We start from the raw sequence: 22,246 nt of genomic DNA, 5'->3' as shown, positions 1-22,246 counted from the left end.
AATGAACAGAACAGCAGCGCGGCGGCTGGCGGCCGGGTTAGCGCTGGGCCTGGAGGCTGAGCTAGGCTTCGGAGCGGCGCAGGCGCTCCTCCAGCGCGGTGGTGGCCGATACGGCTTGCTGCACCTGCTGCTGGGTGGCCTGCTGCTGCACATACTGGCGCAGGCGGGCGTCTTCGGCCTTCAGCTCCAGCAGTTGGCGGTACAGAGCCTGAATGGCAATCAGGTTCACCCCGTCGAAGTCGGCCTGGTTGATGGCCGTGGCCTGGCCAAAGTGCAGGCTGCTTACGGCTGCCCCTACAGCCGCTCGCGCACCTGGGTCAGAATCCGCTCCATTTCTGTGCGCACGGGCGCATCGTTACCGGGCAGGTTGTTGTTGAAGAAACTGAACGCCACCAGCCGGCCCGATTTGGTGCGCAGGTAGCCGCAGAGGTTGTGGTTGTTGGTGAGCGTACCCGTTTTGCCCCACAGCCACGCCCGGCCGGCTACCGGGCGGTAGCGGCGGCGCAGGGTGCCTTGCCCGCCGCCCGTCGCCAGCAAACTCAGCAGGCGCGCTTCGGGCACTTCCTGGTGCAGCTTGAGCAGCAGGCCGGTCATGGTGCGGGGCGTGAGCAGGTTGAGGCGCGAGAGGCCGGAGCCATCCACCCAGCGCGGCACATCGGGCAGGTCGGCCAGGAACAGCTTCTGCATCACCCGAATCGGCCGGACGGTGCTCAGCGAATCCGGCCCGAGGCGGCTGGAACACAGCAGCAGCAGCTGTTCGGCCAGAAAATTGTCGCTCACCCGCAGCAGGCGGCGGTACAGCGAATCGACGGGCAGCCCGCGCACCACTCGCACGCTGTCCTGGGGGCGCAGCCGGAACGGCACTACACCCACGGGGCGGCGCAGCGTATCCTGGAGCAGTTGCTGGAGCAGCGCGGGGCTGGTGCGGAAGGGCGTTTCATCCACCCACTTGGCAGTGCCCGGATACGCGAAAAAGCGGTTTTCCAGCTCCGGCCGCCGGATATGGTCGTTGGTGGGGTTGGGCGTGCCGGCGGCCACGGCTTCGGTCAGCGGCCGAAAGAAACGGGGCGCCACCCGGGGCAGCGGCTGGCCGGCCTGCCCGTAGAAGCGCACGGTGTGCCCGTAGATGGGGAACGGGCCGCGCTCGGGCTGGTAGTAGTAGTTGTAGTCGTCCCAGGTCCAGCCGGGGCCGTAGGCCGGCACGCTGGGCACGGCGGCGTAGAACAGCTTTTCGGGGCGGTTTTGCAGGAAAGTGAAGGCGCGGCGGCTGGGCACGTCGCCGTGCAGCAGCGTCGGGTCGCCGGTGCCCCAGAATAGCAGCGAGTCGTGGCGCACCACGTAGTGCAGGCTGGGCACCGAATCAGACAGCATGTGCAGGCCGGCATAAATACTGAACAGCTTCATGGTGCTGGCCGGCGTGAAATACCGGTCGGCATTAAACTCATACAGCTTTTCGCCGGTAGCGGCATCGGCCAGCGCCACGCCCACATGGTGCTGGCGCAGCACCGGCGACGTAGCCACCAGCGCCTCCAGCCACGCCGGATTCGCTACCCGGGGCGCTACGGCCGGCGCTTTTTGGCCCCGTACGCCCAGCGCGGGCAGCAACAACAGCCCCGCAAGCAGCGCGCGGCGAACAACAAAAAGAAACGGCATCAACAGGGGAGTCACGGGCAAAAACTCCCGCAACTTGGGCAAAAGCCCGGCCCTTTTCAACTGCTGGCCCCGATAAGCCCGTGTCTGGATGTTGCCCGAACGGCCCGCTACCGTCCTGCTGATGTGAATAGAACGTCATGCTGAGCTTGTCGAAGCATCTCTACCGCTTCGTTGCAGTAGTAATCAGTTAGAGCGTGTTTGGAAATTTGCGAAAACGCCGTTTCTGTCATGCTGAGCTTGTCGAAGCATCTCTACCGCTTGGTTGAAAAGCCTCATACGAAGCGGTAGAGATGCTTCGACAAGCTCAGCATGACGTTCTTTTATAATTCCCAAACACGCTCTTAGCCAGAGGTAGAGATGCTTCGGCAAGCTCAGCATGACGTTCCATTCAAACCAGCAGGGCAGGTCTTTTACATCAGCAGGACGGTTCTTGCAAATCCGGGCTTCCGGCAACCTGGCCCCGGCCCGGGAAGTATGGGAATGCATACCTGCTACCTGTTTTCCGTTTTGTATGTCCATCACCAACGAACTGTTGAACACCGTGTTGCGCCACGCCAGCCAGGAGGTTTCGCGCAAAGAATTCCTGAGTCTGACCGGGCGCGGGCTGGCCGTGGGCGTAGCGGCCGGCACGCTGGCCAGCTGCCAGTCGGACGCGCCAAAAACCGGGGCCGCCACCACGCCAACCACCGGCACGCCGGCCTCGGAAGTAGAGGCGGCCACGGTGTATGCGGCCCCTGACGGGCAGAAAGTGCCGTCCTCGGAAGCCGTGTCGCCACCGGCCAAGGTGCCCGCCGGCCTCGATAAGCCCATCGAGCTGGAAGCCTGGAAGTCGGACGTAGACCCCAAATCAGGCCCCACCCCTACTCCGCTGCCGCCCGACAAGCGGGTGGGCTACGCGCTGGTGGGCCTGGGCCACCTCACGCTGGAAGAGCTGCTGCCCGCTTTTGGCGCGTGCAAAAAATCGAAGCCGGTAGCGCTGGTGAGCGGCTCGCCCGAAAAGCTCAGGAAAGTGGCCCAGCAGTACGGCATCAGGCCCGAAAGCTGCTACAGCTACCAGGACTACGACAAGCTCAGGGACAACCCCGAGGTGCAGGTGATTTATATCGTGCTGCCCAACTCCATGCACGCCGAATACACCATCCGGGGGGCGCAGGCCGGCAAGCACATCCTCTGCGAAAAGCCCATGGCCAACTCCGTGCAGGAGTGCCAGGCCATGATTGACGCCTGCAAAAAAGCCAACCGCAAGCTCATGATTGCCTACCGGATTCAGTATGAGCCCTACAACCGGGAGGTGCGCAAGATGGTGCGCGACAACAAGTACGGGGCAGTGAAATACATTCAGGCCCAGAACAGCCAAAGCTCCGCCAACCCCGACCACTGGCGCCACAAGAAAGCCCTGGCCGGCGGCGGCGCCCTCCCCGACATCGGCCTGTACTGCCTGAACACCAGCCGCTTTCTGCTGGGCACCGAACCCACCGAAGTATCCGGCTACATGCACAGCACGCCCGGCAACCCGCTGTTCAAGGAAGTAGAGGAGCTGATGTCGTGGCAGATGCGCTTTCCCGGCGGCATTACGGTGGACAGCATCACGCACTACAACACCCACGACTCGCGCTTCTACCGCGTGAGTGCCGAGCGGGGCTGGCTGCACCTGAACAATGCCTACGCTTACCAGGGCCAGCAGCTGCAGACCTCGCACGCCGAAGGGCCGGCCAAGCTGCAGAACCAGATTACTATCCCGGCCAGCAACCAGTTTGCCGCCGAAATGGACCACTTCTCGGAGTGTGTGCTGGACGACAAGCAGCCGCACACGCCCGGCGAGGAAGGCCTGCAGGACCAGCGCATCATGGAGGCCATCTACCAGTCGGCGCGCGAAGGCCGCCCCGTGAAGCTGCCCGAAGTGAAAGGCACCGACGTATTCCGCGGCCCCGAGCCGAAGCAGGCGTAGCCTGCCAAGAGTGAACGTCTAAAAGCCCTGTCATCCTGAGCGGAGCGAAGGACCTTATCGAGGCTGAACGAAGCTGTGGACACGTAATAGGGTCCTTCGCTCCGCTCAGGATGACAATGCGTTGGACGTTCTGAACAGCTTCTATGCAACACGAAGGCCCTCCCCTTCTTACGGGGGAGGGCCTTCGTGTTACAAGTGCCGGGTGGCTTTAGGCGGGCAGCGTGTCGTGGTGGGCCTGCACGGCGGCAATGGCGCCGCTGAGCAGGTCAACCTGCGCGTCAATCTGGTCGGCGTCCACGTCGGCCAGGAAGGCGGCGGCCCCGCCGGTGTCGGCGGTGCGGTTTTGCAAGCGGGCTTTCTGATAGTTGGCCGTCAGCAGCTGGTCTTCGTAGCGGCGGCGGTCGGCGGCGGCCAGATCGGGGCGCGCCAGCTGGTCGGTCAGATACTTCACGCGGTCCGTCGCCGTGGCCAGGCGCGAGGTGGCCGAGGCCCCGGCGCGGCCTTCGCGGCGGTCCTGGTAGGCCAGGTTCTGGTCGCGGTTTTGGTAGCCATCCAGCTCCGCCTCCAGGCTGGCTTTGGCTTCCAGGCACTGCGCCCGGTCTTTAAGGGTTTTTACATCGTACGCCATAGGAAACAAATGAGGGGTAAGGGGTAGAAAATAAATGCTCTTAAATGTACAAGAGTGCGGCAATGGTGCAAGCGGCCGGAAGGCAAAAATCGTAGCGTGCGGGGCTTGCCTCCGCCCGGCGTTGCACGCACCCTACACAACGGCGCGAACGATGGGCGGGGGCAAGCCCCGCCCCTACCGCAGCAGCCCGGCCAGCCCTTCGGCCTCGGCTTCCAGCGCCTCGGCGCGTAGGCGCAGCAGGTGGTAGCGGGCGCTCAGGTCGGGCGGCAGCACGGTGGGGCGCCGCTCCAGCCAGCGGTGGCGATGCCACGCCTGCCAGGCCGGCCAGGCGGTAGTGGGGTCGGGCTCGGCGGCGGGGCCGGGGTCGGGCGGCAGGGCGGCCCGCAGCGCGGGCAGGGCCACCGCCCAGCGGGCAGCCTGGGTGGCCTGCGCTTCCAGCGGGGCCAGCTGCCGGCGCAGGCGGCGGGCGTGGTGGCGGCAGTAGTCGAGGCGGGCGGCCAGCGGGGCGGCCTCGGGCGGGGCCAGCGCGGGCGCGGGTGGGGCAGCTGCCGAGGCCAGCCGCAGCGCACCTCCGGCCGGGGCGGGCGCGGGCAGGGCCGCCACCAGCGGGGCCAGGGCTTCTTCGGTGAGTGGGGTGAGCGAGCGTTGGCCCGTGCCGATCCGGCTAAGCTGCCCGGCATCCACCCCTACATAGTGGGCCAGGTCGTAGGCTTTCAGTCCAAAATGGGCGCATATATCCGCGAGCCAGGAATCGGTGAGGGAACGAGCCATAGGGTGGCAATAAAAACTGAGGCAGGTGAATAATTCTTGTCAATATCTGGCAAGAATTATTCACCTATCTCAGTTTTTGTTGCCAAGTGCTCTTCTAAATCGGTCTTCATCAACTTAGCCAAATCAATAATGCAGTTCTCTAAGGCTCTTCTCCATTCAGGATTTATGGTTTGGTCGCCCTCTATAGCCTTTAAATTTTGCTTCAGCAATGGCAGAAATTTTCCATCTTTAGTTTCAACAATGGCTTCGAATAGCAGAATACCGTATTCTCCATTATTTATTTCGCATGTTATAATATCATTTACCCGTTCATCTTTTCGTTTTGCCAATCCTACAATTGCTTCAAGCCTTGTTTCCTGATGTTTGTCGTTAACTCTCTTCCATAGAGCTTCTCTTATAGCCTTGTTATCTGTTTCGATCATAGTACCAAGGCCAAATGTCGCCCAATTTCTTACGTGACTCGACTTGAATGACGAGAGTTTTATTAAGGTTGCAATTGCAGTTAGGTTGTTAATACCAAGTAATGCAGAAACCAACCCTTCCTTTACCAAAGCATTGTCATTGTGAATAAATGAACATAGTTTATGAATCTGTTCTTTGCCGAGTTCATCATTGTTTTTACCTATAGAATAGAGCAAACTCATTAAGACATCTGGGTCGGTTTCTACATCAAGCAAGTCAAAATATACATCTAAAGTTTCCTTCAAAAAAGGCCTTGAAGAAACACCCAATTGAGCCAAAATATCGATACCAATTTTTCTGTTTTTCGGATAGTTAGATTTGATTAAATCTACACACCTTGCAAACAGCTCTTCACTTGGCCGTTTTCTTAAAACATAAATATTATCCCAACGAGACTTATCCGTCTTATTGTTTATAAGCCGAGATATTAATTTGTCGTCAGTCCAATTCAGTCTACTCATTTTATCGGCACTGCTGTTTTAGAACACCCCTACCAGTTACATTCCCGAAACTCAACCTACTTATACGTTTCGGGAAGCGGCGTTAAGTACGCAATAAATCTTCGGCAACCATCCCAACGGCAACTTGTGCCCTGGGAAGTTCAGGCCTGAAGCCCCAACGCGCCAGGTAGCGAGGCGGGGCGGCCGTGTCGGGCAACGCAGGTCGGGCCACCCTCACCCTGCACACGCTTCGCTGTGCCGGGTGAGGGCGGAGGCGTGGCCGGGCATGTGCGTCTGGCGCGGCCCTATACCAAAAACTTTCCGCTTCCCACCCGGCAGAAAGCCGTAGCTTTGGCTCCCGTTATGCCAGACCGAACCCCTACCCCCACGGCTGCAACGGCCAAGTACATTTTCGTGACCGGAGGAGTAACCTCCTCTTTGGGCAAAGGCATCATCTCGGCCTCCCTGGCCAAGCTGCTGCAAGCCCGCGGCTTCCGCGTCACCATCCAGAAGTTCGACCCCTATATCAACATCGACCCGGGCACGCTCAACCCCTATGAGCACGGCGAGTGTTATGTAACCGACGACGGCGCCGAAACCGACCTCGACCTGGGCCACTACGAGCGGTTCCTGAACGTACCGACCTCGCAGGCCAACAACGTGACCACCGGCCGCATCTACGACCACGTCATCACGAAGGAGCGGGAAGGCGCCTACCTCGGCAAAACCGTGCAGGTGGTGCCGCACATCACCGACGAAATCAAGCGGCGCATGCTGCTGCTGGGCCAGACCGGGCAGTTCGACGTGGTGATTACCGAAATCGGGGGTTCCATCGGCGACATCGAGAGCCTGCCCTTCGTGGAGTCGGTGCGGCAGCTGCGCTGGGAGCTGCCCGAAAACTCGTCCCTCGTGATTCACCTCACGCTGCTGCCCTACCTGAAAGCGGCCGGCGAGCTGAAAACCAAGCCCACCCAGCACTCGGTGCGCGACCTGCGCAGCGCCGGCCTGCAGCCCGATATTCTGGTGTGCCGCTCCGAATACCCGATTCCGGCCGAGATGCGCCGCAAAATCGCGCTGTTCTGCAACGTCAACATCAACTCCGTTATCGAGAGCCTCGACGCCGACAGCATCTACTCGGTGCCGCTGCTCATGCTGAAAGAGCACCTCGACGAGCGGGTTATCAAGAAGCTGAAGCTGCAGGGCGGCGCGGCCCAGCCCGACCTGGACGTGTGGAAGGAATTCCTGGGCCGCCTGAAAAACCCCACGGAGGAAGTAACCATTGCGCTGGTGGGCAAATACGTAGAGCTGCCCGACGCCTACAAATCCATCATCGAAGCCTTCGTGCACGCCGGCGCCCAGAACGAGTGCAAAGTGACGGTACGCAGTATTCAGAGCGACCATCTGAGCGCCGAAAACGTAGCCCAGCAGCTGCACGGCGTTGATGGGGTGCTGGTAGCGCCCGGCTTCGGCGAGCGGGGCTTCGAGGGCAAGATTGCGGCGGTCAAATACGTGCGCGAAAACAACATTCCGTTCTTCGGAATTTGCCTGGGTATGCAGGTGGCCGTGGTGGAATTTGGCCGCAACGTGCTGGGGCTGCAGGATGCTTCTTCTACGGAGATGGACGCCCAGACGCCGCACCCCGTCATTGCCATGATGGAGGAGCAGAAAACCATTACGCTGAAAGGTGGCACCATGCGCCTGGGGGCTTACGACTGCGAATTGCGCAAGGGCTCCAAGGCGGCCAAAGCCTACGGCCGCAACCACATCAGTGAGCGGCACCGCCACCGCTACGAGTTCAACAACGAGTACCTGAAACAGTACGAAGCCGCCGGCATGATTCCCTCGGGCCTCAACCCCGAAACCGGCCTCGTGGAAGTGGTGGAGCTCAGCAACCACCCGTGGTTTGTGGCCGGGCAGTTTCACCCCGAGTTGAAAAGCACCGTGCAGAACCCGCATCCGCTGTTCGTGCGCTTCGTGCGCGCCGCCATCCAGTACCGGAAAGGCTAGTTGGAGCGGACCTGAAGTAAGAGAACGTCATTCCGAGCGGAGGCGAAGCCGTAGTCGAGGAATCTCGCGTGCTGATGTTGTGGTGCTATTATGTACCACACTAGCGAGATTCCTCGGCTACGGCTTCGCCTCCGCTCGGGATGACGTTCTACTTAGGGCAATTTGTTCTGCCAAAAGCGCCGACCTACAATTATTAACCTGACAAACCCGACCTTTGCGGCAGCGTTGCCGGATTTTTGCGGTTGGCGCGGTTCACGCATTCCTTGTTTGCCCTCATTTTTACCTGAATGGACAGAAATTCAGCAACCGGCCTGTTTCTGATAGCAGCCTTGCTCCTCGTCTACCTGTATTTCTTCAAGCCCGAAACGCCTAAGGAACTACCGGCCGACAAGCCCACCACAGCCGCCAGCACTGCCCCCGGCACCACTCCCGCCTCAGCCGCTACCTTCGACTCGACGGCGGCGGCCCGCACGCTGGGCGTGTTTGCCGGCGCCGCCCAGGGCACGGCCCAGCAGGTGCAGCTGCAGAACGACAACGTGGCCGTCACCTTCTCGACCAAAGGAGGCCGCGTGGAGGCTGTGCGCCTGAAAAACTACAAGACCTTCTTCGGCAAGCCGCTGGATCTGCTGGACGCCCAGAGCGCCCAGATTGATACCCGCTTCCGCACCATCGGGGGCCAGACCGTGCGCCTGTCGGATCTGTATTTCCAGCCTGGCGCGGTGCAGCCGTTTGCCGAGGGCGACAAGAAAGGCCAGCGCCTGAGCTTCACGGCCAGCGTGGCCGGCGGCCAGATTGAGGAAGTGTATACGCTGGCCGACGGCTCCTACGAGCTGGGCTACGACCTGCGTTTCACGGGGCTGCAGCAGGCCATGTCGCAGGAGCCGCTCACGTTCACGTTCGTGGACCGCGTGCGCCAGACGGAGCAGGACCAGAAGCAGAACCGCAACCACACCACCATCAACCACTACCTCGCCAACGACGACCACGGCGCACTGGCCGAGGCTTCGGAGAACCCCGAGGAAGTGACCATCACGGAGCCGGTGAAGTGGGCCGCCCACAAGCACGACTTCTTCGTGGCCGGCATCATCGCCAACGACAAGTTCTCGAACGGCAAGTTCACGTCTACCGTCGACCTGGCCGATACCACCTACATCAAAACCCTGACCAGCTCGCTCAGCATTCCGGCCGCCGACGCGCAGCAGGGCAAAGCCAGCTTCCGCTACTATTTCGGCCCGAACTCGCTGCCGATCCTGCAGGACGTAACGCCCGGCTTCGACCGCAACGTGTACCTGGGCTGGGGCTTGTTCCGCTGGATAAACCAGTTTGTGGTGCTGCCCGTGTTCCACACGCTGGAGCAGTTTATCAGCTCCTACGGCATCATCATCGCGCTGCTGGTGGTGCTCATCAAGCTCGTGACGTGGCCGCTGACCTACAAAACCTACGTGTCGCAGGCCAAGATGAAGGTGCTCAAGCCGGAAATCGACGCCATCAAGGAAAAGGCCGGCGACGACCAGATGAAGGTGCAGCAGGAAACCATGAAGCTGTATTCCAGCTTCGGAGTGAGCCCGCTGAGCGGCTGCGTACCCACGCTGCTGACGCTGCCCATTCTGTTTGCCATGTTCCAGTTCTTCCCCAACGCCATTGAGCTGCGGCAGGAGCATTTCCTGTGGGCCAAGGACCTGAGCACCTACGACGACCTGATCAAGCTGCCGTTTGAAGTGCCGTTCCTGGGCCGTCACATCAGCCTGTTCACGGTCCTGATGACGCTTTCGACGCTGCTGATGACGTGGCAGAGCAACCAGATGAACCCGGCCGCCATGCAGGGCCCGATGAAGTTCTACTCGTACCTGATGCCGGTGATTTTCATGTTTGTGCTGAACAGCTTCGCGGCCGGCCTGACGTGGTACTACCTCGTATCGAACCTCGCCACGCTGGGCCAGCAGGCTCTCACGCGCCGCTTCGTGGATGACACCAAGATCCGGGCGCAACTGGAAGCCAACAAGGTGAAGAACAAGGACAAGAAGCCCTCCGGCTTCGGAGCGCGCCTGCAGGACGCCATGCGCGCCGCACAGGAGCGCGACGCCCAGGGCCGCACCGGCGGCAGCGCCGACGCGGGTACCTCGGCCACCGTGGAGCCCAAGCCCAAGAAGCCAACCCGCCGCTCGTAGTTGAATTGAAATCAAAAAAAGGGCCTTCTGCAGTGTGCAGAAGGCCCTTTTCGTTTCTAAATATTCAGAAAGCGTTGAATTGGTCCGCTTTTTGGAAATTGCCGTTTCGTACTCCTTCTTCCTTTCCGCTATGCGCCCTTTTTTACCCCTGTTTCTGTTGGCTCTTGGTGTCGGCACGCTGCCCGCCTGCACCGTCAACTACTACGTGCCGGCCGGTACTGATGCTGCGGCTACTACTCCTGCTCCCCGTCCGCCTCGTTCCCGGCCGCAGCGTTATCAGCCGCAGGCATACCAGCCTGCCCAGCAGGGGAACGGCCGCTGGGAAACGCCCCCGGTAACCAGTACGCCGCCCGCGCCCGTGCGCCCTACTCCCGCGCCCGGCCCCACGGCTCCGCCCGTCCGGACCACGCCGCCCGTCCGGACTACGCCACCAGTTGCCACCGGTCCGGTGCGCCCAAATCCGGCGGTGCGCCCACCCGTAACCAGCCCGCCTGTTACGAACCCACCCGTGGCTCCTACCAAACCCACGCGCCCTACCCCGGCCACTCCCGGCGCCGGGCAGCCCACCGTCAGCACACCCACCCCTGTAGTAACGAACCCGCCTGCAACTACCCCGCCCGTGGCAACTGCCGGCGGTACCCTGACCACGGTGCTCACGGAGCAGCCCGCTGCCCCAACGACCAAGCCGGGCAAAGCTCTGGCCGGGCAGCTGACTCTGCAGGAAGAAGCGCCGGTAGCTACCACGGGCGGAGTGAAGCCGCCTAAAACCACATCTGCCCCCACCACGCCTACTACTGCGCAGGCCGCCGATGAGGTGCCGGTTGCGGAGCCCCAGGAAGAGCCCAGCATCATCTTCACCAAAACGCCCTGCCTGGGCACCTGCCCCCACTACACCGCCACCATCTACCCCGATGGCCGCGTCAGCTACGAAGGGTGGCGCCACGCGCCGGTGGCCGGCAAGCGTGAGTTCAGAATTTCGGCAGCCGCGGTTAATACGATGCTGGCGCAGGCACGGGAAATTAACTTTACCGACTTAAAAGGCAGCTACTCCGATGGCGCCACCGACCTGCCTTCAACCAGCGCTACCATCCGGCAATCCGGTGGCCCGGCCAAGAAAGTAAGCGCGGAATCCGGAGAGCCTGCGGAGCTGACTAGCTTCTTCCGCTACATCGAGAAGCAGATTACCGACGGACTGGGTGTCACAGCCGACCAGTAGAGAGTAACTGCGTAAAACCACTTCGTCCGCCTGGATGTAGCCCTGCAGCTCATTCAAGCGGACGAAGTGGTTTTTTACGCAGTTACTCCGGTACGCAGCTACTCCTTGCGCACGCGCTCCAGCACCAGCTGGTTCATGGGGTTGGGCGTGAGGCCGCGCACGTTGTTCTGGGTGAGGCGCACCACTTCGTCGTAGTACACGGCCACCACGGGGCATTCTTCCACCACTATGCGGTCCATCTGGCGGTACAGGTCGTAGCGCTTTTCGGTGTTCTGCTCCAGCCTGGCCTGCTCATACAGCCGGTCGTAAGCCGGGCTTTTGAAGTGGGTTTTGTTGGGGCCGGCGGGCGCGAAATTCTTGCTGTAGAACAGAGCCAGGTAGTTTTCCGCGTCGGGGTAGTCGCCGAGCCAGCTGCGGGTGAAGAAGGCGGCGCGGCCGTTGTCGATCAGCTCCCCGTGCGCCGCGCCCTGGTTCACGTCTATTTCCACCTGCACGCCCACTTCGGCCCACTTTTTCTGGTAGTACTCGCAGTATTCCTTGGTTTCGGCCACGGTGCTCAGGCGCAGGCGCAGCGGCTTGCCGGGCCCGTAGCCGGCGGCGCGCAGCAGCGCCCGCGCCTTCTCGGGCTGGTAGGTATAGCCGGGCACCAGCGTCGGGCTGAACGAGGGCAGCGAGGCCGGCACGAAGCCCGAATTGCCGGGCTTACCCACGTTGTTGAGGAAATAAGCCAGAAACTCCGGCTTGTTGAGGGCATAGTTCAGCGCCTGCCGCACGCGCTTGTCACGCAGGGCGCGGCCGGTTTCGGCGTTGTCGCCGCGCAGGTTGGCGGGGTCCTGCTGCATGCCCAGGTACTCGGTGTTCAGGTAGGGCACTTTCTGCAGCTGAAACTTGCCCCGGAAGTCTTCCCGCACGGCCCCATCGGGGTACAGAATAAGGTCGCGGGAGCCACTGCGGATGCCGCTCAGGAAGTCAAGCTTGCCCTGCATGAAGGTCAGGAACTCGGTTTTGCGGTCCTGGATAAAGCTGATCTGCACCGCGTCGAGGTACGGCAGCGGCCGGCCTTGCGCGTCCTTTTTCCAGTAGCCGGGGTTGCGGTGGTAGATGATGGCATTGCCTTCGTCCCACTCCCGGAACACAAACGGCCCCGTACCCACCGGATGCTCCCGGAAGTCCTTGCCGTACTTCTGCACCGCCTCGCGCGGCACCACGTAGGCGTAGGGCATCGTCAGGATGCCCAGAAACGGAATAAACGGCTCCTGCAGATGAATGCGCAGCGTCGAGTCGTTTACGGCCACAAAGCACGTATCCGCCGGCTCGCCGCCCACTGTTGAGAGCACCTTGCCCCGGAAAATCCAGCCGCCGGGACTGGCCGTAGGGCCGTCGAGCAGCCGCTTGAAGCTGTACACGAAATCCTGCGCCGTTACGCGCCGGCCTTTGCCGCCCGCAAACACCTCGGCATCGTGAAAGCGTACTTCGGGTCGCAGCCAGAACGTATACGTTTTGCCGTCGGGCGAAATTTCGTAGCGCCGCGCAATGCTCGGGCCAGGTGTGAGGCTGTCATCAAGCTCCACGAGGCCGTTGTAGAGTTGGGTGACGGCCCAGGTGTTGGCCTGGTTGCGGGCAAAAGCCGGGTCCAGCGACGTCAGGCTTTCGGGCTGGTTGTAGCGGAATACGCGGCGCGCGTCGGTGGCCGGCGCCGGGCTTTGGCATCCGGCCAGCGCCGTAAGCAACAGGAACACAGCAGCAGCGGCCAGGCGCGAAATCGGGAGCATGGGAAAGGCGGAATCACGTATATTTGTGACAAAGGTACCCTGTCTGGCCGTTGTGGTATGCGCCGGCCAACTGCTTTCCTCTCTTTATGCACCTTACCTACTACGGACACTCCTGCTTCCTGCTCGAAACCGGCGGCAGCAGCGTCCTTTTCGACCCGTTCATTCGTCCGAACCCGCTGGCCAAAGACGTAGATGTGGACAATATTCCGGCTGATTTCATCCTGCTCAGCCACGGCCACGCCGACCACGTAGCCGATGCCGAGGAAATCGGCAAGCGCACTGGCGCCGACTTCGTGGGCATGGCCGAGGTAGTAGGCTGGTTTGGGACGAAAGGCCTGAAAGCCACCTACGGCATGAACCTGGGCGGCACCGTCAAGCTGCCCTTCGGGACGGTGAAAATGGTAGCCGCCGCGCACTCCAGCTCCATGCCCGACGGCTCGTACGGTGGGCTGGCGGCAGGTTTTGTAGTGGAGGCAGAAGGCAAAACCTTCTATTTCGCCGGCGACACGGCCCTCACCTACGACATGAAGCTGATTGCCGAGCGTCACCGGCTCGACTTCGCCATCCTGCCCATCGGCGACCATTACACCATGGGCATCGACGATGCGCTGACGGCGGCCGACTGGACCGGGGCTTCAAAAATCATCGGGATGCACTACGACACCTTCCCGCCCATCACCATCGACCAGGCCGAGGCCCGCGCCAAAGCCCAGCAGGCCGGCAAGGAGCTAGTGCTGCTGGCCATCGGGGAAACGGTAACTTTATAGCCAAATCAAGCTTTGAGCCGGTAGCTAACAGCTGCTAGCTTAATTTTCGGCCGGCCGCTGCATGCAGTACAGCGCACGGCCAAAAGCTAACAGCCTATTCAACTCATGGGAAAAATCATTGCGGTAGCCAACCAGAAGGGCGGCGTGGGCAAAACCACTTCCTCGATTAACCTCGCGGCCTCCCTGGCGGCGCTGGAATATCGGACCCTGCTGGTAGATGCCGACCCGCAGGCCAACGCCACTTCCGGCGTGGGCTTCGACCCGAAGGACATTCAGAACAGCATCTACGAGTGCATGGTGGACGGCATCAATGCCCAGGACATCATCCTGCAAACCAACATCCTGCCTCACCTCGACCTGATGCCTTCCCACATTGATTTGGTGGGCGCCGAGGTGGAGATGATCAATCTGCCCAACCGGGAGGAGAAGATGAAGGAGGCCCTGCGCCCCCTCGCCGACCAGTACGACTTCATCATCATCGACTGCTCGCCTTCGCTGGGTTTGATTACGGTCAATGCTCTTACGGCCGCGCACTCGGTTATTATTCCGGTGCAGTGCGAGTATTTCGCCCTCGAAGGCCTGGGTAAGCTCCTGAATACCATCAAGATCATCCAGAGCCGCCTCAACGAGAATCTGGAAATCGAAGGTATTCTGCTTACGATGTACGATGTGCGCCTGCGCCTGAGCAACCAAGTAGTGGAGGAAGTGAAGCTGCACTTCCAGCAGCTCGTGTTCGATACCATCATTCCGCGCAACGTGAAGCTGTCGGAGTCGCCGAGCTTCGGCATTCCGGTTATTCTGCACGATGCCGAAAGCAAAGGCAGCATCAGCTACCTCAACCTGGCCCGCGAAATTGTGGAGAAGAACGTGGAGCCGGCCGGCACGCAGGAAGCCACCGAGGATACGGCGGCGTAAGCCTCCGATACGTCTTTGAAAAGCACGGCCACCGGATTCCGGTGGCCGTTTTTTGTTGTAGCCATCCGACTTTTCCGACCCTGCCAGCGTGCGCAAACCTGCTGCTCCATGCGGCTTATCTCCCACTGCCACACTCTTTTGCCTGAATAGTAGGAAACCGCAGCCCGGTGTTCCACGATTATTTATCCCTCGTGGAACAAAATTTCCCGGCCTTCCCCCGCGTTTGTGTATTTTTGAATCCCGCTTTCCGGCGCTGTTGTCGGCAGGCAGAGTGCAGGTATGTCAGAGAAGCAAGAAGATAAAACCGTTCCGGCTGCGGCTCCCGCAGCGGCAAAGCGCAAAGTCGGTGGTCTGGGCCGCGGCCTCAATGCCCTGATTGAAGGCAGCTACGAGAAAAAGAGCGACCGGCTGGGCCTGGTGCCGCACCCGGTAAACTCCGTTGGGCTGATTCCGGTCGGCAACATCGAGGCCAACCCCTACCAGCCCCGCACGCACTTCGACCAGGAAGCGCTGCAGGAACTGGCCGAAAGCATCAAGGTGCAGGGCATTATTCAGCCCGTGACCGTGCGCCAGACCGGCACCAACGCCTACCAGCTCATTTCGGGCGAGCGGCGTCTGCAGGCCTCCAAGCTGGCCGGCCTCGATACCATTCCGGCGTATATCCGGAAAGCCGACGACCAGCAGATGCTGGAAATGGCGCTTATCGAGAACATCCAGCGCGAAAACCTCAACGCTATTGAAATAGCGCTGAGCTACCAGCGCCTCGTGAGCGAGTGCAACCTGAAGCAGGAGGAGCTGGGCGACCGGGTGGGCAAAAACCGCTCGACCGTCACCAACTACCTGCGCCTGCTCAAGCTGCCGCCCGATATTCAGATTGGCCTGCGCGATACGGCCATCAGCATGGGCCATGCCCGCGCCCTGATCAGCATCGAGAATGCCGAGCAGCAGTTGGCTCTGTTCCATCGGATTGTGGCCGAGGAGCTGTCGGTGCGGCGCGTGGAGCAGCTGGTGCGGGCCGGTCTGAACCCGGTAGCCAAGCCCGACTCGCCGGAAGCCAAGTCTGTGCAGGAAAATACGGTGGCTATTCCGGTAGCGGAACTGCGCCGCACCGAGCGCCACCTGACCGAGCGTTTCGGCAGCCGCGTGATGGTGAAGCCAGGGCCGCAGGGCCGGGGCGAAATCAAGATTGCCTTCGACTCGGTGGAGGACATGCAGCGTATCCTGCACATCCTGCATCCGGCGTAATACCTCCCAATGAATCGGTGCTCCAGGCTTTCGACATTAGCGGCAGCAACGCTGCTGGCGCTGCCTCTGGCTCAGCAGGCGCGGGCCCAAACCACGGATACCGGAGTGTCGCCCACCACCGTCACGGCGGGCCCCGACTCGGCGCGCGTAAGCACCACGGTGGTGCCCGACTCGGTGCGGCGCACGGCGCGGCTGTTTGGGCTGAAGATGACCAAGCCTTCTAAGGCGGGCCTGCTGGCGGCGCTGCTACCTAGCGCGGGCCAGATCTACAACCGCCGCTGGTGGAAGCTTCCGCTGGTGTATGGCGCCGTGGGAGGCACGCTCTACGGCGAGCTACACTACCAGAAGCTTTACCGCGACTTTGCGGATGTTTACAACGCCCGCACCGACGGCGACCCTAATACCAACACGGAAAAGGAAACCACCCAGGGCCGCACCAACGACTATGTGAAGCGCGGCGTCATCGTCTACCGCCGGCAGCGCGACTCGTTTGTGGCCTGGACGGCGCTGGCTTATACCATGCAGATTCTGGATGCCGTGGTAGACGCTCACCTGCGCGACTTCGACATCAGCGACGACCTGAGCCTGCGCTGGGAGCCCACGCTGCTTCGCATGCCCACTGCCGCTGCTACTCCCGGCGTCGGCCTGACTCTTACTCTGAAATAAGCTACGGGCTCCGGTTCATGGTCGGAAAAGACCCTGGATTTAGCCTTGTCTGCTCAATTTTTTCACTACTCCTATGAAGCTTTTGCTGATTGGCTACGGCAAAATGGGCCGTGCCATTGAGGCCCGCGCCGTGGCCCGTGGCCACCAGATTGCCGGCATCATCGACCCCGCCCGTCCGGAAATATCTATTGCCGATTTCGACCCCAGCACCGTAGACTGCGCCATCGAATTTACGCACCCCGACGTGGCGTTTGCCAACGTGCAGGCCTGCCTGCGCCAGGGCCTGCCGGTGGTGTGTGGCTCTACCGGCTGGCTGCACCACTTTCAGGAAGCTGCGGCCCTGTGCCAGCAGACCGATGGCTCGCTGTTCTACGCCTCCAACTACAGCGTGGGCGTGAACCTGTTCTTTCACTTCAACGAGTACATTGCCACCAAAATGCATCAGTTTGGCGGCTACGATGTGCAGGTGCGCGAAATCCATCATACGCAGAAAGTAGACCAGCCCAGCGGCACTGCCCTCACGGCGGCCGAAGCCATTCTGCGCCACTTCCCCTCCAAAACCATCTGGCGCAACGAAGCCGCCCAGCAGCCCAACGAGCTGGCTGTGCTGAGCGAGCGGACCGGCGCCGTGGTGGGCACGCACATCGTCACGTATTCGTCGGAGGCCGACTCGCTGGAGCTCAAGCACGAGGCGCACACCCGCGACGGATTTGTGGATGGCGCGCTGCTGGCCGCCGAGTGGCTGCCCGGCCACCAGGGCGTGTTCGGGATGAAGGACCTGCTGGGGCTGTAAGGCAGGCAGCCGCGCGGCCGACTTGGGCCGCGCAACTTGATGAAGGCCGCGCGGCTCCCATAAGCCGTTATATTTACACTCCGGCACGAGCGGAAGCTTCTGCTACATTTTTTGCCCCCACCACTATGGCCGTACAACAGTCCTGGGAAGAACGCATGAAAGCGGCTTCCGCTTCCAACAAGCCCCTCGAAAAGAAGAAAGGCTTCTTTCGGGAGTGGGGCGACGCTATTCTGTTTGCCGTGGTGGCTGCCACGCTCATCCGCTGGGCCACTTTCGAGGCCTACACCATCCCGACTCCTTCCATGGAGGACTCGCTGCTGGTGGGCGACTACCTGTTTGTGAGCAAGCTACACTACGGCCCGCGCACACCCCAAACGCCGCTGCAGGTGCCGCTCACGCACCAGACCCTCTGGGGCTTTGACCTCAAAAGCTACTCCGACCTGATTCAGCTGCCGAGCTACCGCCTGCCGGGCTTCTCGGAAGTGAAGCGCGGTGATGTGGTGGTCTTCAACGTGCCGTTCGAAAGCCAGCACCCCGCCGACCTGCGCACCAACTACATTAAGCGGTGCGTGGCCGTAGCCGGCGACGTGCTGGAAATCAAGGATACGCAGGTCTACATCAACGGCAAGCCGATGACGCAGCCGGCGCAAAGCCAGAACCGCTACTTCCTGCAGGTGCCCCAGCCCAACGACGACCTGTATAAGGCTTTCCAGGAGCAGCACGTTACGAACTTCAACCGGCCTGATGGCAAGCCGGAGCCGCTTTTCGGCACCCAGGACCCGACCTTCATGATTGATGCGACGGAGGCTACTGCCAATTTCTTCCGCAAGCAGCCCTACGTGAAGGCCGTGCTGCAGGACAAGGCGGCCCCCGGCCAGGCGGAGCCGGACGTATTCCCGAACAACCCGGATTATCCGCATAGCACGCCGGCTCCTGTCAACAACTGGAACAAGGACAACTTCGGCCCGCTGCAACTGCCCAAAAAGGGCCAGACCGTGGAGCTCACGCCCCAGAATACGCCCATCTACCAGAAAATCATCATGCGCTACGAGCATAATGAGGGCGTGACGATACAGAACGGCGTACTGCTGCAAAACGGCCAGCCGCTGAAAAGCTACACCTTCAAGCAGGATTACTACTTCATGATGGGCGACAACCGCCACGATTCGCTCGACTCGCGCTACTGGGGCTTTGTGCCCAAAGACCACATTGTGGGCAAAGCCGTGCTGATCTGGATGTCCGTGGATCCGTACGCAGAAGCGTTCAACAAAATCCGCTGGAACCGCATCTTCAATACTATCGACTAACGTCACACCTTCAGTAGCCAGCGTGAAACCAGCTGAAAAGAAAAGGCTTGCCACTTGGCAAGCCTTTTCTTTTCAGCTGGTTTGGCTAAGCAGCACTAGCACCGTCCATAAAAGCCTACCACTGTATCGGCTCCAGGCCTTTCTGCTGAAGGTAGGCGTTGGTTTTGCTGAAGGGGCGGGAGCCAAAAAAGCCCCGGTCGGCGGCGTAGGGCGAAGGATGAGCCGCCTTGAGGATGAGGTGCTTTTTGGCGTCAATCAGCTCGGATTTCTTCTGGGCATAGGCTCCCCAGAGGATGAACACGACGTGCTGTTTCTCCTCGGATATCTTCCTGATAACGGCATCGGTAAACTGTTCCCAGCCTTTTTTCTGGTGGCTGGCCGGCTCGCCGGCGCGCACCGTGAGGGTGGCATTCAGCAGCAAAACGCCCTGCCGGGCCCACCGGTCGAGGTTGCCGTTGGGCGCGGGCGGAGTTTCGGGAATATCGGCCTGCAGCTCCTTGAAAATATTTTGCAGGGAAGGTGGCGTACGGATACCTTCCGCCACCGAAAAGCTCAGGCCGTGCGCCTGCCCTTTGCCGTGGTACGGGTCCTGCCCCAGAATCACCACTTTCACCTCATCAAACGGGCAGGCTTCGAAAGCATGAAAGATGCTCGGGCCGGGCGGGTAGACGGTAGTAGTAGCGTATTCGCCTTTCACGAAGGCAATAAGGTGCTGGAAATAGGGCTGCTCAAATTCGGACTGCAAAACCTTGCGCCAGCTTTCTTCTATCTTTACATTCATCCTGCGGGAAAATTATTTTGCGGATCTGGCAGGCCATAACGGGCGCCGTTTGCGTAAATAAACCAATTTCTGCCCTCGTCTGTTAGTCCCACCCACACCGCATAGCAGCCATGAATACGACCACTACGCAGGGCGTCACCGTGAGCGTCACCACGAATTATCTGCCCGACTACTCCAGCCCCGGCCAGGAGCATTACGTTTTTGCCTACAAAATTGATATCCGCAACAACGGCGAGTACACCGTGAAGCTGCTCCGCCGCCATTGGTATATCTATGATGCCAACGGCGTGGTGCGCGAAGTAGAAGGCGAAGGTGTGGTAGGCCAGCAACCCGTGCTGGAGCCCGGCGAGGCGCACCAGTACGTGTCGGGCTGCAACCTGAAGTCGGGCCTGGGCAAAATGCGCGGCACCTACGAAATGGAGCGCATTGCCGACGGTACTACGTTTGCCGTAGAAATTCCCGAATTCACGCTGGTAGTTCCTTACCGCCTCAACTAGCTTCCTGCCACTTTCAACCCACCGTCATCCTGCGGATGCTGCACCGTGTGTAGAATCCGCAGGATGACGTTCTTTGTGGCTACCTAATTCTGTTCCCTTGCTTTTTCAGGCCCTCAGCTACGTTCGGTTTCTGCTTCGCTCGGGGAATGCACATGGCCTGCATTCTCCTTTTGTTTTTGGCCTGTATGCGCACGTCATCAACCACGACGGACAGTTTGCGACTTTCCCGCAGATTGAGCAGCGTCGGCGGCAGCTTCTGCATAGCCCCCGGACCATTCAGGTACGCGACTTCGGGGCCGGCTCTCACACCGGCGCGGGCCGGCAGCGGCGCATCCAGGACATAGCCCGTACGGCCGCCAAACCGCCGAAGCTGGCGCAGCTGCTGTTCCGGCTCGTCAATCATTTCCGGCCGCGCACCGTGCTTGAGCTGGGTACGTCCCTGGGCCTCACCACGTCCTACCTGGCTTCTGCCGACTCGCGCAGCCGCATACTTACCTTTGAAGGCTGCCCGGCCACGGCAGCCGTGGCCCGCCAGACTTTCGCCGAGCTGAACCTGCAGAATGTAGAGGTAATTGAGGGCAACCTTGATGAAACCCTCGCTCCTGCCCTGGCCTCACTGGGCGCGCCCCTCGACTTTGCCTTTTTTGATGGCAACCACCGCTACGAGCCCACGCTGCACTACTTCGAACTGTGCCTGGCGCACCGCACTGAGCGCAGCGTGTTCGTGCTGGACGACATTCACTGGTCGCGGGACATGGAGCGGGCCTGGGAGGTTATCCGGCAGCACCCCGACGTGCGCCTGACGGTAGATTTGTTTTTTGTGGGCCTTGTGTTTTTCCGCCGCAATCAGCCCAAGCAGCATTTCCGACTGCGCTTCAACAATGCGTTGGACAAGATACTGGAACGCACCCGCCGCTTATCTGCCTGAAGCGCAATTGACAAGCACAAGCCCTTTTACTATTTTTTTTAGTAAAATCAACGTAACCGACAACTCTATACCCTGCATTGCTAGTATATTTGGCAATACGTACGGTTGTCACCCCGCCAACACGGCTGCCTGAAAACAGCGAAGCCCGTGCGGGAACACGGGCTTCAGGATAAGAAGGGTGTTTTGGCCACCCTCAAATCCATTTGGTCATGGGTACGAGACGTGCTGATTTGGACGGGCTTCACTTTGAATGCTCGATCCAAGTGACTACTGCCTTTGCTGTAAAGGTGGTAGCTGCTTTGGGCGGTGTGGGAGGACTTTTCCTCCTGTTCGGTCCGTAGCGGAAATGGTAGCAGGGGGCAGTTGCTCTCTGCTACTTTCGTTTCCAACGTAACAAATATAGACTTTGTTTTGGAACGAATTGCAACCATTTGCAACCGTGCCGCCGAGCTTAGCGCACAGCTTCCCGTACCCGCGTGAGCTTTATGAGCAGGTCTTCCAGCTTGTCGAGGGAGAGCATGTTGGCGCCGTCTGACTTGGCCGTGGCGGGCGTTGGGTGCGTTTCGATAAACAGGCCGTCGGCCCCTACGGCAATGGCGGCCTTGGCAATGGTTTCGATGAGGGCCGGCTGGCCGCCCGTGACGCCGCTGCTCTGGTTTGGGCGCTGCAGCGAGTGAGTCACGTCCATCACTACGGGCACGCCGAACTCGCGCATAGCGGGCAGATTGCGGAAGTCAACCACCAAATCAGAATAGCCGAAGGAGTTGCCGCGGTCCGTGAGAATCACGTTGTTGTTGCCGGACTGGCGCACTTTGTCCACGGCAAACTGCATGGCCTCGCCGTTGAGGAACTGTCCTTTCTTGACGTTCACCACCTTGCCGGTTTTGGCCGCCGCAATCAGCAAATCGGTCTGGCGGCACAGGAAAGCCGGAATCTGCAGCACATCTACGTACTCGGCTGCCAGCGCCGCCTCATCCGACTCGTGGATGTCGGTGACGGTGGGCACCCCGATTTCGCGGCCGACTTTCTGCAGAATGCGGAGCGCCTTTTCGTCGCCGATGCCGGTGAAGGAATCAAGGCGGCTGCGGTTGGCTTTGCGGTAGGAGCCCTTGAAAATGTAGGGAATCTGAAGCTTATCGGTCATGTGGCGCACCTTTTCGGCGATGCGCAGTGCCATGTCTTCGCCCTCGATTACGCAGGGGCCGGCCATCAGGAAAAACTGACCGGAATTGGTATTGCGAAAGTGCGGCAGGGTGTTGGCGAGGAGTTCGAGCATACGATG

At 60.6% G+C, this 22,246-nt stretch carries 20 protein-coding genes; 12 read left to right on the top strand and 8 right to left on the bottom strand.

Going from position 1 to position 22,246, the window contains the following annotated elements; genetic code table 11:
• Positions 1-61: 61 nt before the first annotated feature.
• Both BUE15_RS21920 and BUE15_RS09265 read right to left on the bottom strand, forming a co-directional pair.
• Positions 62-229: a hypothetical protein gene (locus BUE15_RS21920; protein WP_170865226.1), complete on the bottom strand. Its 168-nt coding sequence runs from the start codon at positions 227-229 to the stop codon at positions 62-64.
• 65 nt (positions 230-294) lie between these two features.
• Positions 295-1,653, bottom strand: a complete 1,359-nt coding sequence (locus tag BUE15_RS09265) for a D-alanyl-D-alanine carboxypeptidase/D-alanyl-D-alanine-endopeptidase (RefSeq protein ID WP_084548939.1) — start codon at positions 1,651-1,653, stop codon at positions 295-297.
• Positions 1,654-2,164: 511 nt separating this feature from the next.
• Between BUE15_RS09265 and BUE15_RS09260 the strand changes: the two genes are divergently transcribed.
• Positions 2,165-3,601 (top strand): Gfo/Idh/MocA family protein, encoded by a 1,437-nt coding sequence (locus BUE15_RS09260; RefSeq protein ID WP_073283598.1) that lies wholly within the window; start codon positions 2,165-2,167, stop codon positions 3,599-3,601.
• Between the two features lie 208 nt (positions 3,602-3,809).
• Here the strand turns inward: BUE15_RS09260 and BUE15_RS09255 are convergent, their stop codons facing one another.
• The 3 genes from BUE15_RS09255 to BUE15_RS09245 form a co-directional block, all read right to left on the bottom strand.
• The gene (locus BUE15_RS09255; RefSeq protein WP_073283596.1) at positions 3,810-4,229 is read right to left on the bottom strand and encodes a hypothetical protein; all 420 of its coding nucleotides are present in this window, start codon (positions 4,227-4,229) and stop codon (positions 3,810-3,812) included.
• 174 nt (positions 4,230-4,403) lie between these two features.
• Entirely contained in the window at positions 4,404-5,000 is a 597-nt protein-coding gene (locus BUE15_RS22175) for a hypothetical protein (protein WP_073283593.1), read from the bottom strand.
• A gap of 56 nt (positions 5,001-5,056) precedes the next feature.
• Entirely contained in the window at positions 5,057-5,923 is an 867-nt protein-coding gene (locus BUE15_RS09245; RefSeq protein WP_073283591.1) for a hypothetical protein, read from the bottom strand.
• A 342-nt stretch (positions 5,924-6,265) separates the two neighbouring features.
• On the opposite strand from BUE15_RS09245, the gene BUE15_RS09240 reads away from it, so the two are divergent.
• From BUE15_RS09240 to BUE15_RS09230, 3 genes are all read left to right on the top strand, one after another.
• Complete coding sequence (locus tag BUE15_RS09240; RefSeq protein WP_073283793.1) at positions 6,266-7,909, top strand: CTP synthase; 1,644 nt, start codon at positions 6,266-6,268, stop codon at positions 7,907-7,909.
• 287 nt (positions 7,910-8,196) lie between these two features.
• Positions 8,197-10,077, top strand: a complete 1,881-nt coding sequence (gene yidC / locus BUE15_RS09235; RefSeq protein WP_073283588.1) for a membrane protein insertase YidC — start codon at positions 8,197-8,199, stop codon at positions 10,075-10,077.
• 130 nt (positions 10,078-10,207) lie between these two features.
• A complete protein-coding gene (locus BUE15_RS09230) occupies positions 10,208-11,293 on the top strand; it encodes a DUF6438 domain-containing protein (protein WP_139252195.1) in 1,086 nt (361 codons plus the stop codon).
• 98 nt (positions 11,294-11,391) lie between these two features.
• Here BUE15_RS09230 and BUE15_RS09225 read toward each other — a convergent pair whose 3' ends face one another.
• The gene (locus tag BUE15_RS09225; RefSeq protein ID WP_073283582.1) at positions 11,392-13,065 is read right to left on the bottom strand and encodes an ABC transporter substrate-binding protein; all 1,674 of its coding nucleotides are present in this window, start codon (positions 13,063-13,065) and stop codon (positions 11,392-11,394) included.
• 86 nt (positions 13,066-13,151) lie between these two features.
• On the opposite strand from BUE15_RS09225, the gene BUE15_RS09220 reads away from it, so the two are divergent.
• From BUE15_RS09220 to lepB, 6 genes are all read left to right on the top strand, one after another.
• Positions 13,152-13,832: a metal-dependent hydrolase gene (locus BUE15_RS09220; protein WP_073283580.1), complete on the top strand. Its 681-nt coding sequence runs from the start codon at positions 13,152-13,154 to the stop codon at positions 13,830-13,832.
• 105 nt (positions 13,833-13,937) lie between these two features.
• Positions 13,938-14,747, top strand: a complete 810-nt coding sequence (locus BUE15_RS09215) for a ParA family protein (RefSeq protein WP_073283577.1) — start codon at positions 13,938-13,940, stop codon at positions 14,745-14,747.
• 279 nt (positions 14,748-15,026) lie between these two features.
• On the top strand, positions 15,027-15,992 hold the full coding sequence (locus tag BUE15_RS09210) for a ParB/RepB/Spo0J family partition protein (RefSeq protein ID WP_084548938.1): 966 nt from the start codon (positions 15,027-15,029) through the stop codon (positions 15,990-15,992).
• Positions 15,993-16,001: 9 nt separating this feature from the next.
• Positions 16,002-16,658, top strand: a complete 657-nt coding sequence (locus tag BUE15_RS09205) for a DUF5683 domain-containing protein (protein ID WP_139252194.1) — start codon at positions 16,002-16,004, stop codon at positions 16,656-16,658.
• A 73-nt stretch (positions 16,659-16,731) separates the two neighbouring features.
• Positions 16,732-17,451: a 4-hydroxy-tetrahydrodipicolinate reductase gene (gene dapB, locus BUE15_RS09200; protein WP_073283572.1), complete on the top strand. Its 720-nt coding sequence runs from the start codon at positions 16,732-16,734 to the stop codon at positions 17,449-17,451.
• Between the two features lie 125 nt (positions 17,452-17,576).
• Positions 17,577-18,758, top strand: a complete 1,182-nt coding sequence (gene lepB, locus BUE15_RS09195) for a signal peptidase I (RefSeq protein WP_084548937.1) — start codon at positions 17,577-17,579, stop codon at positions 18,756-18,758.
• 115 nt (positions 18,759-18,873) lie between these two features.
• Here lepB and BUE15_RS09190 read toward each other — a convergent pair whose 3' ends face one another.
• Entirely contained in the window at positions 18,874-19,539 is a 666-nt protein-coding gene (locus BUE15_RS09190) for a uracil-DNA glycosylase (protein ID WP_073283569.1), read from the bottom strand.
• Positions 19,540-19,649: 110 nt separating this feature from the next.
• On the opposite strand from BUE15_RS09190, the gene apaG reads away from it, so the two are divergent.
• Both apaG and BUE15_RS09180 read left to right on the top strand, forming a co-directional pair.
• Positions 19,650-20,036, top strand: coding sequence for a Co2+/Mg2+ efflux protein ApaG (apaG, locus tag BUE15_RS09185; RefSeq protein ID WP_073283566.1), 387 nt, complete (start codon positions 19,650-19,652; stop codon positions 20,034-20,036).
• 97 nt (positions 20,037-20,133) lie between these two features.
• Entirely contained in the window at positions 20,134-20,964 is an 831-nt protein-coding gene (locus tag BUE15_RS09180) for an O-methyltransferase (protein ID WP_073283564.1), read from the top strand.
• A 451-nt stretch (positions 20,965-21,415) separates the two neighbouring features.
• Here the strand turns inward: BUE15_RS09180 and kdsA are convergent, their stop codons facing one another.
• Entirely contained in the window at positions 21,416-22,240 is an 825-nt protein-coding gene (gene kdsA / locus BUE15_RS09175; protein WP_073283561.1) for a 3-deoxy-8-phosphooctulonate synthase, read from the bottom strand.
• Positions 22,241-22,246 lie beyond the last annotated feature (6 nt).

The organism is Hymenobacter psychrotolerans DSM 18569 (assembly GCF_900142395.1).
GTDB lineage: Bacteria > Bacteroidota > Bacteroidia > Cytophagales > Hymenobacteraceae > Hymenobacter > Hymenobacter psychrotolerans.
The sequence above is the reverse complement of the archived record's forward strand: the minus strand, read 5'-3'. Positions and strand labels throughout refer to the sequence as shown.

What these genes read in the sequence shown, in the direction of transcription:
- BUE15_RS09265 (WP_084548939.1), bottom strand. Translation starts at nt 1,653, where the DNA reads ATGCCGTTTCTTTTTGTTGTTCGCCGCGCGCTGCTTGCGGGGCTGTTG.
- BUE15_RS09260 (WP_073283598.1), top strand. Translation starts at nt 2,165, where the DNA reads ATGTCCATCACCAACGAACTGTTGAACACCGTGTTGCGCCACGCCAGC.
- BUE15_RS09255 (WP_073283596.1), bottom strand. Translation starts at nt 4,229, where the DNA reads ATGGCGTACGATGTAAAAACCCTTAAAGACCGGGCGCAGTGCCTGGAA.
- BUE15_RS22175 (WP_073283593.1), bottom strand. Translation starts at nt 5,000, where the DNA reads ATGGCTCGTTCCCTCACCGATTCCTGGCTCGCGGATATATGCGCCCAT.
- BUE15_RS09245 (WP_073283591.1), bottom strand. Translation starts at nt 5,923, where the DNA reads ATGAGTAGACTGAATTGGACTGACGACAAATTAATATCTCGGCTTATA.
- BUE15_RS09240 (WP_073283793.1), top strand. Translation starts at nt 6,266, where the DNA reads ATGCCAGACCGAACCCCTACCCCCACGGCTGCAACGGCCAAGTACATT.
- yidC (WP_073283588.1), top strand. Translation starts at nt 8,197, where the DNA reads ATGGACAGAAATTCAGCAACCGGCCTGTTTCTGATAGCAGCCTTGCTC.
- BUE15_RS09230 (WP_139252195.1), top strand. Translation starts at nt 10,208, where the DNA reads ATGCGCCCTTTTTTACCCCTGTTTCTGTTGGCTCTTGGTGTCGGCACG.
- BUE15_RS09225 (WP_073283582.1), bottom strand. Translation starts at nt 13,065, where the DNA reads ATGCTCCCGATTTCGCGCCTGGCCGCTGCTGCTGTGTTCCTGTTGCTT.
- BUE15_RS09220 (WP_073283580.1), top strand. Translation starts at nt 13,152, where the DNA reads ATGCACCTTACCTACTACGGACACTCCTGCTTCCTGCTCGAAACCGGC.
- BUE15_RS09215 (WP_073283577.1), top strand. Translation starts at nt 13,938, where the DNA reads ATGGGAAAAATCATTGCGGTAGCCAACCAGAAGGGCGGCGTGGGCAAA.
- BUE15_RS09210 (WP_084548938.1), top strand. Translation starts at nt 15,027, where the DNA reads ATGTCAGAGAAGCAAGAAGATAAAACCGTTCCGGCTGCGGCTCCCGCA.
- BUE15_RS09205 (WP_139252194.1), top strand. Translation starts at nt 16,002, where the DNA reads ATGAATCGGTGCTCCAGGCTTTCGACATTAGCGGCAGCAACGCTGCTG.
- dapB (WP_073283572.1), top strand. Translation starts at nt 16,732, where the DNA reads ATGAAGCTTTTGCTGATTGGCTACGGCAAAATGGGCCGTGCCATTGAG.
- lepB (WP_084548937.1), top strand. Translation starts at nt 17,577, where the DNA reads ATGGCCGTACAACAGTCCTGGGAAGAACGCATGAAAGCGGCTTCCGCT.
- BUE15_RS09190 (WP_073283569.1), bottom strand. Translation starts at nt 19,539, where the DNA reads ATGAATGTAAAGATAGAAGAAAGCTGGCGCAAGGTTTTGCAGTCCGAA.
- apaG (WP_073283566.1), top strand. Translation starts at nt 19,650, where the DNA reads ATGAATACGACCACTACGCAGGGCGTCACCGTGAGCGTCACCACGAAT.
- kdsA (WP_073283561.1), bottom strand. Translation starts at nt 22,240, where the DNA reads ATGCTCGAACTCCTCGCCAACACCCTGCCGCACTTTCGCAATACCAAT.